Below are 14,783 nucleotides of genomic sequence, written 5' to 3'. Positions count from 1 at the left end.
TGAAAAAATGACTCGAAGGAATCTTATTGATGAGTTGGAGAGAGTTGTTCATTCCCTTCAAGAAAGTTATTTAGATATTTGTTTTGGTGGAGAAATTGAACCAGACCCATCCTATGATCTTCAGGATGATAAATAATGTGAGAAACGAAGATAATTCCAGATTTGATTTCTAATACAATCACCGATTAGTTAGTGTAATACTTACGCTAACCACTTTTTCTTTTTGTCCAAAGTCCAATGTAGTTAAGTTAACTGAAAAAAATTAGACAAACGTAAAAACAGACAGCATATTCTATTTAATAGAGACGATAATAGTCTATAAATTACCACAAAAAAGTCGGGAGCAAGATGCTCCCACTATTCTCGTAAGAAACATTGCCAGACAATGCACGATCAATAAAAATTCACCACCACCAAGCCTTCTTCCTCCTTCTTCCCTCTTCCTTCTTTTCTAGATAACTAATAGATAACTAAAGCCTCCTTCCTTCTTCCTTCTTCCCTCTTCCTTCCTTCTTCTAATTACCCACATCACGAAGAATATTTAAAGGTTTATGCTCCTTAATAATTTTCATCTGTTCCTGATTTTTTACCAACAAAGCACCCGCAAAACCCAAACTATTAACAGAAATAGACTTAAAATTCTCATGCGATCGCGACACAACTAACATCCATTCTCGCGTCACCAAAAGATTATAATTACCAGACTGTTTCCCACTCATCTCATCACTATCTTCTATCCCTACAGCTTTGAGTAAAGCAAAATAAGATGCCAAAATCTCACCAGCAGAGTCAACAGGAGAATTTATCCAACCAGAATCTAATTTAGCCAAAGCGTGTCGAAAAGGAAACTCAGACGTAACACCTATGCCATTATCAAATGTAGCAGTAGCGATCGCTCTTTCTATCGGTATTCTCTCTCCATCCAAAACCATTGGTAGAGGTATAATTTGTAAATGTTTATGACGTTGACTGGCACCTGCCACTTTCCCAGCGTTATAAAATGCCAAACCATCAAATTCTCCCATACAGCAACCCAAAGCCTGAAAATCTTGCAAATTCAGCAAATCTTCTTGTTCCTCAAACTCTCTAGTCACAATGAGTAGATGATTATCTACAACGTTATACTTATTCAACAAACACAAATGAGTTTCAGAGATATCAGCAACAAATAAATCCTGCTCATAAGGTAGAAAAGGGTTAAAATCCTTGCCAGTCTCAGCTTTCTTTTTTTTATGCTGTTTTGTAGCTTCATCTTTCCGGGATAAATTAGACAAAATGCGTACTAGGAAACGAATATTATCCTGTTGCACAAACTCGTATTCAGTAGGTATAGGTTGAAGTGCGCCACATTCTAGAGCATATTCAGTTTGTTGTTTTAGTCTTTCCCAGAGAGTGCCCGGTGTAAATAACAATTGATTTTGGGACATAGTTAAATTTTGGATATGATAGTCAGTAGTCATCGATTATAGCAATTCCCAAGAAGGGTGAGGTTGGTGTTTGACAATTAGTGTGAGCATCTTGCTCGCGTTATCAATCATCATAATTACCCCATGTCCTAACTATAGTGGCAACTATACTGATATTGATATGAAGAGGCGATCAATATTTCAAAATTTGAGACCCAAAAAAATTGGTAGTAGGGGAGTGGGGGAATGGTTAGGGATATTGCATGCAACGGCCGTTCGCCCCTACCTCCCCTACTTCCCCGCTTCAGAAAACATAGAAAAGTTTTTGAGATTTGGTATAAAACCTTCTTCTTTCTTCCTTCTTCCTTCTGCTGTAAGTCAAAAAAAAGTCCCCTCTGGAAACAGGGAACCCCTATAAATAGCAACTACTCTTAGAGCTTGATTTCAATATTTACAACACTAAAACTTTCGTTTTTGTTGATAAATTCACTAACTCGATCGCTTAAACTTCACCTAATTTTCATGCTTAAAAGCAATAGAGTTTTTGAGTATTTTAGTTTCCAGACAGACTATCACATTAATCCCCAAGTACTTCTCTACAAAATAAGTTAGTTGAATCAAAACTTTTACCTTCTCTATTTGCTTTAGCTTCTTTACTTTCTAGAACGCTTGCAACTGAACCTTTAGCAAGAGAACGAGTTGTTGCACTGGCACTGTCATTAACCCAATCATTTGCGCCAACTTTATATCTGAAATTGCATCTATATTGATCGTTAGCCGATCCTGCTTGTAAGAAAATGCCGAGAGAAGCTAGTGCAGATAGGATTAAGTACCTTTTCATTATAAAAACTCTCCTGTAATTGGTTTACTTTATGGATAGTGAATTACTATCTATATTCTTTTTATATCTCTAAATTCAGATCATTTATTGTTAACTAATATACTTTTTACTATCTTTTTTCTCATTTTATGAGCAGTTGCTTGTTTTTTTAAGTATAAATTCTTAATCCAGAAACCGGCATTATTAATATTAGTTTTTACTGTCTCAATATTAATAAAAATTAATAAAAAAAATCATTTTTTATGATATAATTAATCTTAGTTTATTTGAGGGATTATGTAAGTAAAATTTTACAGCTATCTACTCAAATTGTCAAGATGATAATATGATTATTCCCAAAAATAATTATATCTGCAAATCTGCCAAATTAGCGAACATTTAAGTTGCTATTTTTCTCGAAAGTAAATAAATATTAATTGTGAGTGATTGGAGAAATAAATGAATAAAAACTATTATAATCATACTTGATATTAGCTTTATTCAGTAATTTGAAAAACTAGGAAAAGCAAAAATTAAAAGTGTTGCCAGCAAAAATTTGCAAAATTAAGTCTATCAGGTATAATTAAATATGTGGCTTTTCAATCTTTGCCGAACACAAGAACCTTCAAAGCGATCAGTAAAAGCTTTTTAGGTAAAGGTTATGTCTCAAATGCGATCGCCATAACCAGAGGAGTAGCTACAACAAATTGCAAGTACATGAAGTACAAACATTTAAGACCTCTCCCTTAGAAGCTGTTTTTCAACAATTAATTATTAATTATTAACAATTCTGGAGAGTACAAAGTTCTGCTAAAAAACAGTTTGCTCTCAAGATTGAAAGTGTTACTGGGAAAGGTTTACAGCACCTACTGTTGTGAATGGAGATTTTTTAACCTTGAGTCCGTGAAACCCTTGACTAGTAATAGTTATTCCCAGAACTTTGCACTGTCTAGTAACAATTACCTCTCCTTGAAAAGAAGCCGAAAAGCGCTGTAAGGAGGTGTACCTCACCCTTGATCAAATCTACTGTAAAATCTGAAGATACTTGATATCAATTTCACTTCTCCAATATCTATAACAGAGAACAGTAGGAAAAACATTTTCCTGTCTAAAGATCGTTATCAGCGTAAGTCCTAACCTATCTGTCTATTGCTACAGCACTACCCATTAAGATTAGGACAGCTAAGAAACTTCAAAATATTATAGTTAAAAGTTTTGACTCTAGCTGATAGCTGATAGCTGAATGCTTATAGCTATATAGAGTTTGTCTGAACTTTCTTCTGGCCATCAGCAGATTTTGAAAAGTCAGATAAAATTATTTACTATGAAACTGTATATTTGACTGTCCAGTTGTTCGGGAAGTCATTGAAGAAGGCAGAAGGAAGAAGGAAAAATACTTATGGATAGTCTTCGACACGCCACTCAGTGTCTTATAACCCCAAACAATTTTAAGCACCCCCGTTGATGGTGGAGTATTAAACCCGCAAAAGAAAAGATAATATGAAAAGAAACTGTACTAAACAAGGAGGCATAAATGCGTAGTAAACGCTCTAAACCCTGGATTCATCGTAATTCACGTTTTATTATTGCTGGTATTTCAACAGTAGGAGCAATAATTACAGCATATCTCGCAATAGAAAAATTCATGGGAGGAGTCGTGACTTGTCCTGTAGCTGGTTGCGATAAGGTACTTGAAAGTCCTTATGCTATGATTTTTGGCTTACCTCTGGCTCTATTTGGCTTTCTAGCTTATGCTGGCATGGGAACAATGGCGATCGGTCCTTGGATAATTAACCCAGATTCTCAGAAGGAGTTACGCTCAAAACTAGAAAACTGGAGTTGGTTATTAATGTTTGTGGGTGCCGTATCCATGACTATCTTCAGTAGCTATTTGATGTACATCATGGCATTTGAGATTAAATCTCTGTGTATTTATTGCATCGGTTCAGCTATTTGTTCTGTAGCTTTATTTGTTTTAGCATTAATCGGTCGTGACTGGGAAGATATTGGGCAATTAATCTTTACCGCTATTATTGTTGGAATGGTTACTCTGGTAGGAACATTTGCGGTTTATGCTCCAATTCATAGTCCTATTGCTGATAAACAAGATATTTATGCAGTTACAACTACTTCGACACCGGCAAAAATTGCTTTAGCAGAACATCTGACAGAAGTGGGAGCAAAAATGTATGGTGCTTATTGGTGTGGTCACTGTCAAGACCAAAAGAAGTTGTTTGGTCAAGAAGCTGTTAGTAAACTTAATTATATTGAGTGCGATCCTAAAGGCAAAAACCCTCAACAAAGCTCATGTATCGCAGCCAATATTACTGCATATCCGACTTGGAAAATTAATGGTAAATCTTACGAAGGTACAGTTTCTTTAGAGGATTTAGCAAAATTTTCCGGTTATAAAGGTCTAGCTAATTTTAACAATCTTTAATACAGCAGGGAATAGGGAATAGGGAACAGGGAACAGGGAATATACAAATATTCCAGATCGTCAGTTGTACCTCATTAGTACGGAATCTGCTGTATAAGCGTAGGGACGCTACATGGAACGTCCCTACAGAAGATTTTGATTAATCATCATCAGAATCAGAAGGCAGAATTTTCTTCAGTAGTTTTGTTATGACGCTTCAACAATAACTTTCCTGCTGCTCCGAATACCAATAAACCAAAGATTGTACCTGGTTCAGGTACAGAATTAATTTCATAAATAGTAGTTGTACCACTAACTTCATTAGCTAATACTAACAAAGCTTTACCATTGGGACTATCTTCTGCACTAATAAATGTTAACCCCTCCGGTCCTAGATCCCCAGCAGTACCATCTTCAGGATCTCCAGAGAAGTTACGATTATTTGTGTAGCTAATAAACTTAGGCTCGAATGGATTACTAACATCGTAGGTCATAAAGCCACCAATCCTTTCTAAACCAATAAAGGCTAAAGTACTATTACCTACCATACCAATAGCTACACCTTCCGGTTCTGGGCCTTTATTATCACTGCGATTATCAAAATCATTATCATCATCATTGGAGTTGAAGAATTCAGGAAATAATTTAGCAGTTATTTGTTCAAAATCATCCCCACTGTCAAAAACCAAGCCTCCTGCTTCATCCCAAATAGAAAAAGAGCGACCACCGAAGACATATAGCTCATCAAAGTCTCTATCACCATCTGTATCACCAAGACTATTTGTAATTTCCAAACGTCCTATAGTTCCTTCTTGCCGGAGTATGTCAGCATCTGGGAAAGCATTTGGGTCTAGTGGCAGAGAGTTAGCTCGTAGTTCTACTTCTTCATCAAACCCACGATAAAAACGACTATCACCCTCATTAGCTGTCACTAAGTAAGTTTTTCCCCCTACTGTATAGCTAGCAATTTCATCTGGTTGGTACATCCCAAATACAGGATAATTTTCAATATTAATTTCACCGTCTTTATCGCTAGCATCTATTCCATTACCAGGTAGGCTATGATCTTTAAAACCAAGAGCAACTATATCTGTAAATGTAGCTGTTTCTATATCAAGTATACCTATAGCATTATTTTCCTGTAATGTTACCCAAGCTGTTGTTCCATCTTCAGAAATAGCGATCGCCTCCGGTTCCAAATCTTGGGCTACTGTTGCGCCAGGGCTAAATATTGTTGCGCCAGGGCCAAATATTCGCACACCTTCTGCTCGTAGTTCATCTACTTGAGCGTTAAAAGCCTGAAAACCTGCAACATTATGCGTGAGATTTTCTATGCCATGAGACAGATCGATGATACTAACAGAGCCTTCTGGATCTATATCGAAATTTAGATAACCTGTTGGTTCAGCTTCATTGGCCACCAGTAGTTTGGTGCCATCTGGTGTAAAGGTCAGCAGATCGGGTAAAGCACCCACTGTTATTTGATTTAATTTATTGCCTTTATTATCAAAGAATAAAACTTCTCCTGGATTTATGATTATCTCATCTTCAACAGCAACCGCAAATATACTGTTACTATAAGCAACACTATTGACACCACCAAAATTGCCAAATAGACTTAAATCTATAGTAAAATCCAGGATTGGAGCATAGGGGTTACTGATATTCAAAACATCTATTCCCACTATGTTATCGTTAACAACAAAAAGTCTTTCACTATTTGGATCAAAGGCTGTTATTCTTGCTGCACTATCATCAAATACGCCTGTAGCATAAGTACCTACTGGTGTGAAACTCAAACCAATAGCTTTACTTGGTGCTGCCATCAAGGCGAGCGCCATACTTGATTTTACAGTTACTTCAATGATTTTTTCTAATACATTAGTATTAGTATATTTACTTTTATCCTGATAGTTTTTCATTGATTATGTATCTCCTAACTAAACTAAATTATTCCGCTATATTCTAGATAATTTTTTTTTCCATCGTGCTATAGCTTTCACAGCTAGTATTTTTAGAGCAAAGAAAATATGTAAAAATTTTATCCATTTTCCTATTTTATTACTGATCTTTCTCTCAATATTAGTAAAGCTTAACGAGCTAAGATGTATTTATTTTGGTAATACAAAATAAAACTGTTAAAGGCAATACTTAATAGGGAGAGACTTTTCAGCTATCAGCTCTACTTATTAATAGTAAGAAAATATTCATATAGTCAAATTTAAGTGCTAAATCAGCTTACTACCTGATAAAAACACTTAAACTATACTTATAGAATATCAATCATTCTATAATTGATATGAAAATTTTCACTCAGTTATCCATGTTTTCATACCAATTTTATGTAAAATTACATAGAATTAGGTTTTATGCAAATTTTATGTAATTTTACATAATTATGAGATTTACTAACTTGTCTGTCTTAATCTCAAGTCAACTCTGATGAATTTGGTATGAGTACAAAAAACAACTCTGATTGATGTTTTATAAATAATTGCATTATTAGCTATAAAAATGCAATAGTTATGAGCAAACTTCATCAAATCTTCATATATTGTTGATTAATTCAAAGTAACCATCTTGAGTGGCTATTTACAAACAATGGTTGTATTAAGTCGATATAATGAGTGGCTGTATAGATCTGGCCTACAGCCCTCCAAAAATCTTGCTAGGATAGTATAAATATCTGTGGTGTTTTCAAAAAAGTGAGATTGAAGAAGGAGATAGGAGACAGGAGACAGGAGACAGGAGACAGGAGACAGGAGGAAAATTACATGGGGATTCGCTCCCCCAAGTAATGCGTGAACACCCCCGTTGACGGTGGGGTATTAAACCCACAAAGAAAATGATAAATATCCCTAACATTGATGGCCAAATAGTCAACAAAATCAGTCAAGTATTCTAAGTTTAGTAACTAGACTATTATTGGCAATTTATAGAAATAATACCATGTCTAATGTAGACCTCACTGGCCCAACCGGGATAGACCTGTGGAAAAATTACCTGATTAAAACTTTTGTTCGTGAATTTATTTGAGTTATATCCTTAAAGTTACAACTATCAACAATGGAGAAGTGGAGAAAATGTTACGCAAGCTTTTTGTGAAACTATCACTTTTTGGCATGGTCATGGCCTTGATCGGCTCTAGCTTAAAATCATCAGCATTAAACCCAAAGCTGTTAGCTAGCACTCCAGACCCAAGCACAATAGTTATTGCTGATATTTCTAATAATCCTTCAAAAAAGATTAAACGCTATCAACCCTTAGCAGACTACTTAGCAGAAAGACTAGGCCAATTTGGAGTCAAAGTAGGGGATGTAGAAATAGCTTCTGATTTACAAGAAATGGCCAATTATCTCAACTCAGGAGAAGTAGATATTTATTTTGATAGTCCCTACCCAGCAATGATTGTGAGCGATCGGTCTAATGCTAAACCAATTCTACGTCGTTGGAAAGGTGGTGTACCAGATTATTATACTGTCATTTTTACCATGAAGGATCGTGGGATTCAATCCTTAGAGGATCTAAAAAGTAAGATAGTTGGTTTTGATGAAGTTAGCTCTACTTCAGGATATATGTTACCTACTTCCTTGCTGATAGAAAATGATTTAAATCCTCAACAGAAGAAATCAGCTAGTTCGACAGTATCTGCTGATGAAGTAGGATTTGTTTTTACTGATGATGATGAAAATACTATCCAATGGGTAATTAGTGGAAAAGTTGCTGCTGGTGCAGTTGACATCGGTACTTTTATGGAAATTCCGGAAGCAAACCGACAAGCCATGATAGTTTTAGCAAAAAGTGAGAAAGTAGCTCGCCATGTAGTTTTAGTTAGACCTGACATGAAACCGGAAATACTTGAGGCCATCAAAGCTATTTTGATTAAAATGGATCAAACGGCAGAGGGACGAGAAGTCTTAGAGAAATTTGAAAAGACAGCCAAATTCGATGATTTTCCTCCAGAGTCAAGTATAGAAAGAATGCGAGAATTGTATGAACTTGTTCAAAACAGGTGAATTAGATGGGCTTATTCAGGGTTGGACAAGGGTCGCTAGCCACCAAGTTAACGCTAGCCATGACAGGTTTGGTTGTCATGGTAGTGGCCGGTGTCACTTGGTTATCCGTCCACCGTCAGCAACAAAATTTTCGTACTGAATTAGAAAAACAGGCGGAAATCTTACTCAATACTATATCCATAACAGTTAGAGATTCTCTGTACAAGCTAGATGCTGATTTTATGGAAGAAATCATGGAGCAGCTTGGAGAAGATGAAGTGCTGGCGGCTGGCCGTATTTATGAGAAAGATGGAAGAATAGTTGCTGATGCTTATGGTAAAGATGTTTTGGTTTACAATATTAAACCCGATGAATTTGGCCAGCGTCTACTGGAGAGCGATGAAACAATTTTTGAGTGGAAGTCTACTCAATTGCTTGCTGGTAAGGCAGTAGTCGTTGGGCGGAAAAGACTCGGAGCTGTGAGTGTAGGTTTGTCTATAACTCCTTTAAATCAAAAAATTGCTGCTGTGCGTAATCAAGGTCTTATAGTAGCAGCTATGGCTGCTACTGCAGGAACTTTTCTGGCATTGTTAATTAGTCGTTCTATTACTGAACCTCTAGAGGAAATGACTGTAGTTACTAAACGTCTCGCTTCTGGAGACTTAACTCAGAAGATGGAGATTTGTACTGGAGATGAATTAGCTGTATTGGCAAATTCTTTTAATAGCATGACTTATCAACTTAGAGAACTAATTCATAGCAAGGAGGAGCTAATTCGCAATTTAAAACAAAGAGCAGAAGATTTACGGCAAAGTGAGGCTAAAAATAGAGCACTGCTTGATGCTATCCCAGATGTAATTTTGCGATTCAGCAATAATGGGGTTTTTCTCTACTATAAACCTTCTAGAAAAAATGATTTACCTTGGTCTAGGGATAAATTAATAGGTAAAAAAGTTTTTGAAGTTTTGCCAGAAAATGCTGCAAAACAATATTTACAATATCTTGAGGAAGCGCTTCAAACAGGAGATATTAAAATATTTGAATATGAGTGGTTTGTCCATGGGCGACGTCATCATTTTGAAGCAAGAATATTGGCAAGTGGTCAAAATGAAGTTTTGGCTATTGTTCGAGATATTACAGAAAGTAAGTTAGCTAATATAGAGTTGCAACAAGCAAAAGAAGCTGCAGAAGGTGCTAACAAAGCCAAAAGTATGTTTCTTGCTAGTATGAGTCATGAGTTAAGAACACCTCTTAACGCTATTATTGGGTATAGCGATCTGCTGCGGGAAGAAGCTGAAGATTTAGGCCATGAAGAATTTATTCCAGACCTGGATCAAATTAAAACCTCTGGTTTACATCTGCTAACAATTATTCAAGACATCCTAGATATTTCTAAGGTAGAATCAGGGGAGATGACTATATATGAAGAAGAATTTGATATCTTGACTTTAATAAAAGAAGTCCAATCCATTGTGCAACCACTGATGAAGAAAAATGGTAATTCTTTTGAGATGCATTGTAGTAGCGAAATAGGGACTATGTTTGCTGACCGAACAAAAATTAAGCAAATCGTGATTAATCTATTGAGTAATGCTAGCAAGTTTACTCACGAAGGTATCATCACTTTAAAAGTAGTTCGCAAACACAATATAGAGCATAATGGAAATGGTAGTAGCAAATTGGAAATAGATCAGACATTAAATCAGATAATTTTCAGTGTAACTGATACTGGTATAGGTATGACTCCAGGGCAGATTGAAAAAGTTTTTCAGCCTTTTGTACAAGCTGATAACTCTACGACTCGTAAGTACGGTGGAACTGGTTTGGGGTTGTCTATCTGTCAAAAATTTTGTGAAATTATGGGTGGAAAAATTACGGTAACAAGTTCTGTTGGTGTTGGATCTACTTTTAGTATAAATTTACCAACTGTTGTCACATTAAAAACTGACCATATTTTAAGTTCAGAGCGGTCGTAATATTATGTCCGGTAGCATCGGTGTAATTGGATGGGGAGATGGGAACCACCCCTCGCCCCTCCCAGGAGGGGAATGTGGGGGGATGGGGGGGAAATATTTGGTAATGGTTGAAGATGGAACATTTTTTTATACCGAATTAAACGGATTTGATATTATTCATCTATCTTTTCATTTTCCTGATCAGAATTCTGATGTTCAATCCCCCATTCGTGCATTTCATCAATCATAGGTTTAAGACTTTTTCCGAGAGGAGTTAAAGAATATTCGACTTTTGGAGGAACCTGTAAATAAACTTCCCGATGAACAATACCATCTGCCTCCATTTCCCGCAATTGTTGGGTAAGCATTTTGTGAGTTACACCTTGTAAAGAACGATGAAGTTGATTGAAACGTTTGACCCCATCAAATAATTCTTTGAGAATCAAAAGTTTCCAACGTCCACCAATGACTTTGATCGCCATCTCTGCTGGGCAATTTTTCTTCTTATTTGTACTTTTAATTTTCATCTCAAATTGTTGCTTTCTTCAGTTTTTATATTAAAGTTACCAGTTTTTATGACAGCTACTCGACCGATATAAAAACCAATATTTTTGCTTTTGGTGACAACTACTTTAAAAATATCCCCACTCATAAAACCATAGGATTATTGGTGTCTAAGTTTAGGTTTGGTTCTAGGAAAACCATATTGATCAGTTCTACACATTTGTCTACTACCTCTACCCATAGTATCTTTTTGGGTACTATCTTACTTTAAAGTGCATACTATACATACTAACCTGACTTAAGCTAGATTATAAATGTCAAAACAAAATCTAAGTTATTAGCTTCTATAGATTTTGTATCCAGAGATTAATTCTATAGAGAAAAACACCATGAGTGAACCAATTATTGCAGATAACAAACCTGTCGTTTTAGAACTTGAAGCAAGTACTTACTATTGGTGTAAATGTGGTGCATCGAAAAAGCAACCATATTGTGATGGTTCCCATGCAGAAACTGAGTTTACTCCTATGGCATTTGAGTTAACAGAGAAAAAGAGTGTAGCACTTTGTAATTGTAAGTATACTAATAATCCTCCTTATTGTGATGGGACTCACGCTAAATTATAAATAAAATATTCATTTGTTAGTGTTGCATAATCAAACAATTATTTTGACTGAAAATTAACTTCTGCAAAATCACAATTATGCAACATTAGTTGGGAGTAATCAAACATAAATTATCAAATAATTTCAGTTATTCAACCTAGTTATATCATGTCCGGTAGCATCGGTCTTGTATAGCAAAGGTAAGGAAGAAGGAAGAAGGAAGAAGGAAGAAGAAAGAGGGAAGAGGGAAGAAGGCTACCCTCGCAAGAAAAAACCATCATTTCCTGTAGATATTCACCCTTGGGTTTACACAAACGATATAAACGGACATGATATTATTAATTTTTTTTATTAGTCAAAATTAATATTAGTAATTAAAGTTTAATTTTCACAAAAAAATCAAATTTTTCGGAGGTAGTAAGAATGATTTCTATACGAAAAGCTGAAGCAAGAGGGCACGCAAATTATGGTTGGCTAGATACTCATCATACATTTTCTTTTGCTAACTATTTTGACCGCGAATATATGGGGTTTCGCTCTCTGAGAGTAATTAATGAAGATAGAGTTTCTCCTAGTAATGGTTTCGGAACTCATGGACATCGAGATATGGAAATTATTACTTATGTTTTAGAAGGAGCATTAGAACATCAAGATAGTACAGGAAATGGTGCTGTACTTTATCCTGGAGAAGTACAACACATGAGTACGGGTACAGGAATTATGCACAGTGAATATAACTACTCAAAATCTGAGGAGGTTCACTTTTTACAAATTTGGTTACTACCAAATTATAGAGGTTTAAAACCAACATATAGTCAAGGTTATTTTGATATAGAAAAAAACTCTGGTAAATTAAATTTAATAGTTGCGAAAGATGGTAGAAATGGGGCACTAAAAATTAATCAGGATGTGGATTTATTTGCAGGTGTTTTGAAACAGGGCGATCGCTTTTCTTATTCTTTTGATGCTGAACGTTACGGATGGGTTCAAGTTGCTCGTGGGGAAATAGACCTTAATGATTTATCTTTAAAAGCAGGTGATGGTGCTGCTTTAAGCGAAATTAATGATGTTTATATTACAGCTAAGTCAGATGCAGAAATTCTTTTATTTGATTTAGCATAACTCAGGAGTCAGGAGTCAGGAGTCAGGAGTCAGAATTAATAAGTTGAATACCATTTTTGATGTCGTAAATTATCTTTTTTGTCAAAGAGATATTTCTTGGACGTGTTTTTTAATCACACTTATTATTCATAACATTCTTTTTTTTAAAGTGGTGTAATATCATGTCCGGATAATTAGTGATAAAAAAACTTTCTCCTTCTTCATTCTTTCTACCCTCCTGTCTCCTGTCTCCTGTCTCCTGACTCCTTCGTCGTTTATTTATAACTGTTCAACCGGACATGATATAATGTAATGTCCTGATAATTAGCGACAAAAAAACTTTTTTCTCCTGATATCAAGTCTCATTAATTAACCATAATAAAAATGTTTTCTCTGATAAATTTCTCCTTGTTCCCTGTTCCTTATTCCCTAAATTTTTTATTGTGAATATTCAAAGATATATAATATTATACCTTAAAACTTCTTCTTGTTCCCTCCTGACTCCTGACTCCTGACTCCTGACTTCTCCTGTTAACCAATTTCTCTCCTGTCCTAATAATTTGTCCTGCTAAAATAGCCGCTCCAAAACCATTATCAATATTCACAACACCTATTCCTGGTGCACAAGAATTTAACATTGTTAATAGTGGAGCTAAACCATCAAAATTAGCTCCATAACCTACACTTGTAGGTACTGCAATAACAGGACAATCTGCTAGACCTGCAACTACACTAGGCAAAGCACCTTCCATTCCTGCTACTACAATTAGTACATCTGCTTCTGCAATTAAATGTTTATTGCTTAATAAACGATGTATTCCTGCTACCCCTACATCCCAAAGTCGCTTTACAGAAAAACCACAAAGAGTAGCTGTAACTGCTGCTTCTTCTCCTACTTTTAAATCAGCAGTACCAGCACTGACAATTGTAATAATACCTTGATGTTTTGGAGTAGGAAAATCAGAAATAATTGCACAGATTTTTGCATCTCGATAATAATAAAGACCAGGAATTTTGTCCTGCAACTCTTCATAAATTTCTGGTTCAATTCTTGTTGCCATTACTACAGGATTATTTTTCCTCATTACCTCCATGATTTTCACAATTTGTTCTGGTTTTTTTCCTGGTCCCCAGATGACTTCAGGAAAACCTGTTCTGATATTTCTATGGTGGTCAATTTTGGCAAAATTTTCGACATTTTCAAAGTCAAAATTCTTGAGCTTTTCTAAAGCTGACTCTGGAGTTACATCTCCTGTAGAAATTGCTGTTAATAACTGCTTTAAATCTTCTGATTTCATTAGAATAAATAAATAAATAAGGGAGTAGGGAGTAGGGAGTAGGGGAGAAAGATTGTTGTTGGGTTGATCCTACGGATAAGCTACGAAGATCGTCCCTCAACCAAACCTACATCTATTGCAACATTTAAGATAAAATAGTCTACTACTAGACTGACTTATTGCTTTGAGCATTGTACCTAATAATCTGCAAAGTGCTGTAAATTAATAATTGATATATTAGACATCTCCAAAAATCAAAAATTAAAGCAATTATTATCTATAAATTGTCAATTATTTATCCCTGTTCCCTCTTTTCTTGAGATAATTTGTTTAGCTTTCTATTTCACCGAAAAAGTGGGTTTGAAGTCTCGCCCTTGTAGAGCGACTTTTTATTTGCAAGTGAATTGGGTAGTTGTGCATCGTAATGGTCGTGCATTGTCATTATTTTTGTTAGAAAGCATGACAGTGGGAACATCTTGCTCCCGTGCCAAGTATTCATTGTTTTTGTATACCATTACTATGCAAGACTACCTTTATTTTTAGTTATAGCAGTCGAAGGAAAGGTGAAGACAAATCATATCATGTCCGGTAGCATCGGTCTTGTATAGCAAAGGTAAGGAAGAAGGAAGAAGGAAGAAGGAAGAAGAAAGAGGGAAGAGGGAAGAAGGCTACCCTCGCAAGAAAAAACCATCATTTCCTGT

11 protein-coding genes are annotated in these 14,783 nt (G+C 35.6%); 6 read left to right on the top strand and 5 right to left on the bottom strand.

Annotated features, from left to right (window positions below):
• Positions 1-515: 515 nt before the first annotated feature.
• Entirely contained in the window at positions 516-1,427 is a 912-nt protein-coding gene (locus tag F6K06_RS31780) for a phosphorylase (RefSeq protein WP_124143396.1), read from the bottom strand.
• A 556-nt stretch (positions 1,428-1,983) separates the two neighbouring features.
• Positions 1,984-2,247, bottom strand: coding sequence for a hypothetical protein (locus F6K06_RS31775; RefSeq protein ID WP_124143397.1), 264 nt, complete (start codon positions 2,245-2,247; stop codon positions 1,984-1,986).
• A 1,513-nt stretch (positions 2,248-3,760) separates the two neighbouring features.
• Between F6K06_RS31775 and F6K06_RS31770 the strand changes: the two genes are divergently transcribed.
• A complete protein-coding gene (locus tag F6K06_RS31770; RefSeq protein ID WP_287245086.1) occupies positions 3,761-4,666 on the top strand; it encodes a vitamin K epoxide reductase family protein in 906 nt (301 codons plus the stop codon).
• 155 nt (positions 4,667-4,821) lie between these two features.
• Here F6K06_RS31770 and F6K06_RS31765 read toward each other — a convergent pair whose 3' ends face one another.
• Positions 4,822-6,567, bottom strand: coding sequence for a choice-of-anchor I family protein (locus tag F6K06_RS31765; protein ID WP_287245083.1), 1,746 nt, complete (start codon positions 6,565-6,567; stop codon positions 4,822-4,824).
• Positions 6,568-7,677: 1,110 nt separating this feature from the next.
• Here F6K06_RS31765 and F6K06_RS31760 point away from each other — a divergent pair.
• Both F6K06_RS31760 and F6K06_RS31755 read left to right on the top strand, forming a co-directional pair.
• Positions 7,678-8,661, top strand: a complete 984-nt coding sequence (locus F6K06_RS31760) for a phosphate/phosphite/phosphonate ABC transporter substrate-binding protein (protein WP_287243943.1) — start codon at positions 7,678-7,680, stop codon at positions 8,659-8,661.
• 5 nt (positions 8,662-8,666) lie between these two features.
• Positions 8,667-10,616: an ATP-binding protein gene (locus F6K06_RS31755; RefSeq protein ID WP_287243945.1), complete on the top strand. Its 1,950-nt coding sequence runs from the start codon at positions 8,667-8,669 to the stop codon at positions 10,614-10,616.
• Positions 10,617-10,768: 152 nt separating this feature from the next.
• Here the strand turns inward: F6K06_RS31755 and F6K06_RS31750 are convergent, their stop codons facing one another.
• The gene (locus F6K06_RS31750) at positions 10,769-11,122 is read right to left on the bottom strand and encodes a helix-turn-helix domain-containing protein (RefSeq protein ID WP_287243946.1); all 354 of its coding nucleotides are present in this window, start codon (positions 11,120-11,122) and stop codon (positions 10,769-10,771) included.
• A 366-nt stretch (positions 11,123-11,488) separates the two neighbouring features.
• On the opposite strand from F6K06_RS31750, the gene F6K06_RS31745 reads away from it, so the two are divergent.
• The 3 genes from F6K06_RS31745 to F6K06_RS31735 all read left to right on the top strand — a co-directional run bounded on the left by F6K06_RS31745 (position 11,489) and on the right by F6K06_RS31735 (position 12,826).
• Positions 11,489-11,725: a CDGSH iron-sulfur domain-containing protein gene (locus F6K06_RS31745; RefSeq protein ID WP_124143401.1), complete on the top strand. Its 237-nt coding sequence runs from the start codon at positions 11,489-11,491 to the stop codon at positions 11,723-11,725.
• A gap of 166 nt (positions 11,726-11,891) precedes the next feature.
• Positions 11,892-12,059 (top strand): hypothetical protein, encoded by a 168-nt coding sequence (locus F6K06_RS31740; RefSeq protein ID WP_287243948.1) that lies wholly within the window; start codon positions 11,892-11,894, stop codon positions 12,057-12,059.
• Positions 12,060-12,127: 68 nt separating this feature from the next.
• The gene (locus F6K06_RS31735) at positions 12,128-12,826 is read left to right on the top strand and encodes a pirin family protein (RefSeq protein WP_124146942.1); all 699 of its coding nucleotides are present in this window, start codon (positions 12,128-12,130) and stop codon (positions 12,824-12,826) included.
• 446 nt (positions 12,827-13,272) lie between these two features.
• On the opposite strand, the gene larB is transcribed toward F6K06_RS31735, so the two are convergent.
• Entirely contained in the window at positions 13,273-14,103 is an 831-nt protein-coding gene (larB, locus tag F6K06_RS31730; protein ID WP_124146943.1) for a nickel pincer cofactor biosynthesis protein LarB, read from the bottom strand.
• Positions 14,104-14,783 lie beyond the last annotated feature (680 nt).

Origin of the sequence: Okeania sp. SIO1H4 (genome assembly GCF_010672695.1) — a bacterium.
GTDB classification, from domain to species: Bacteria; Cyanobacteriota; Cyanobacteriia; order Cyanobacteriales; family Microcoleaceae; genus Okeania; species Okeania hirsuta.
Note: the sequence above shows the minus strand (reverse complement) of the source record. Positions and strands in the feature narration are given on the sequence as shown.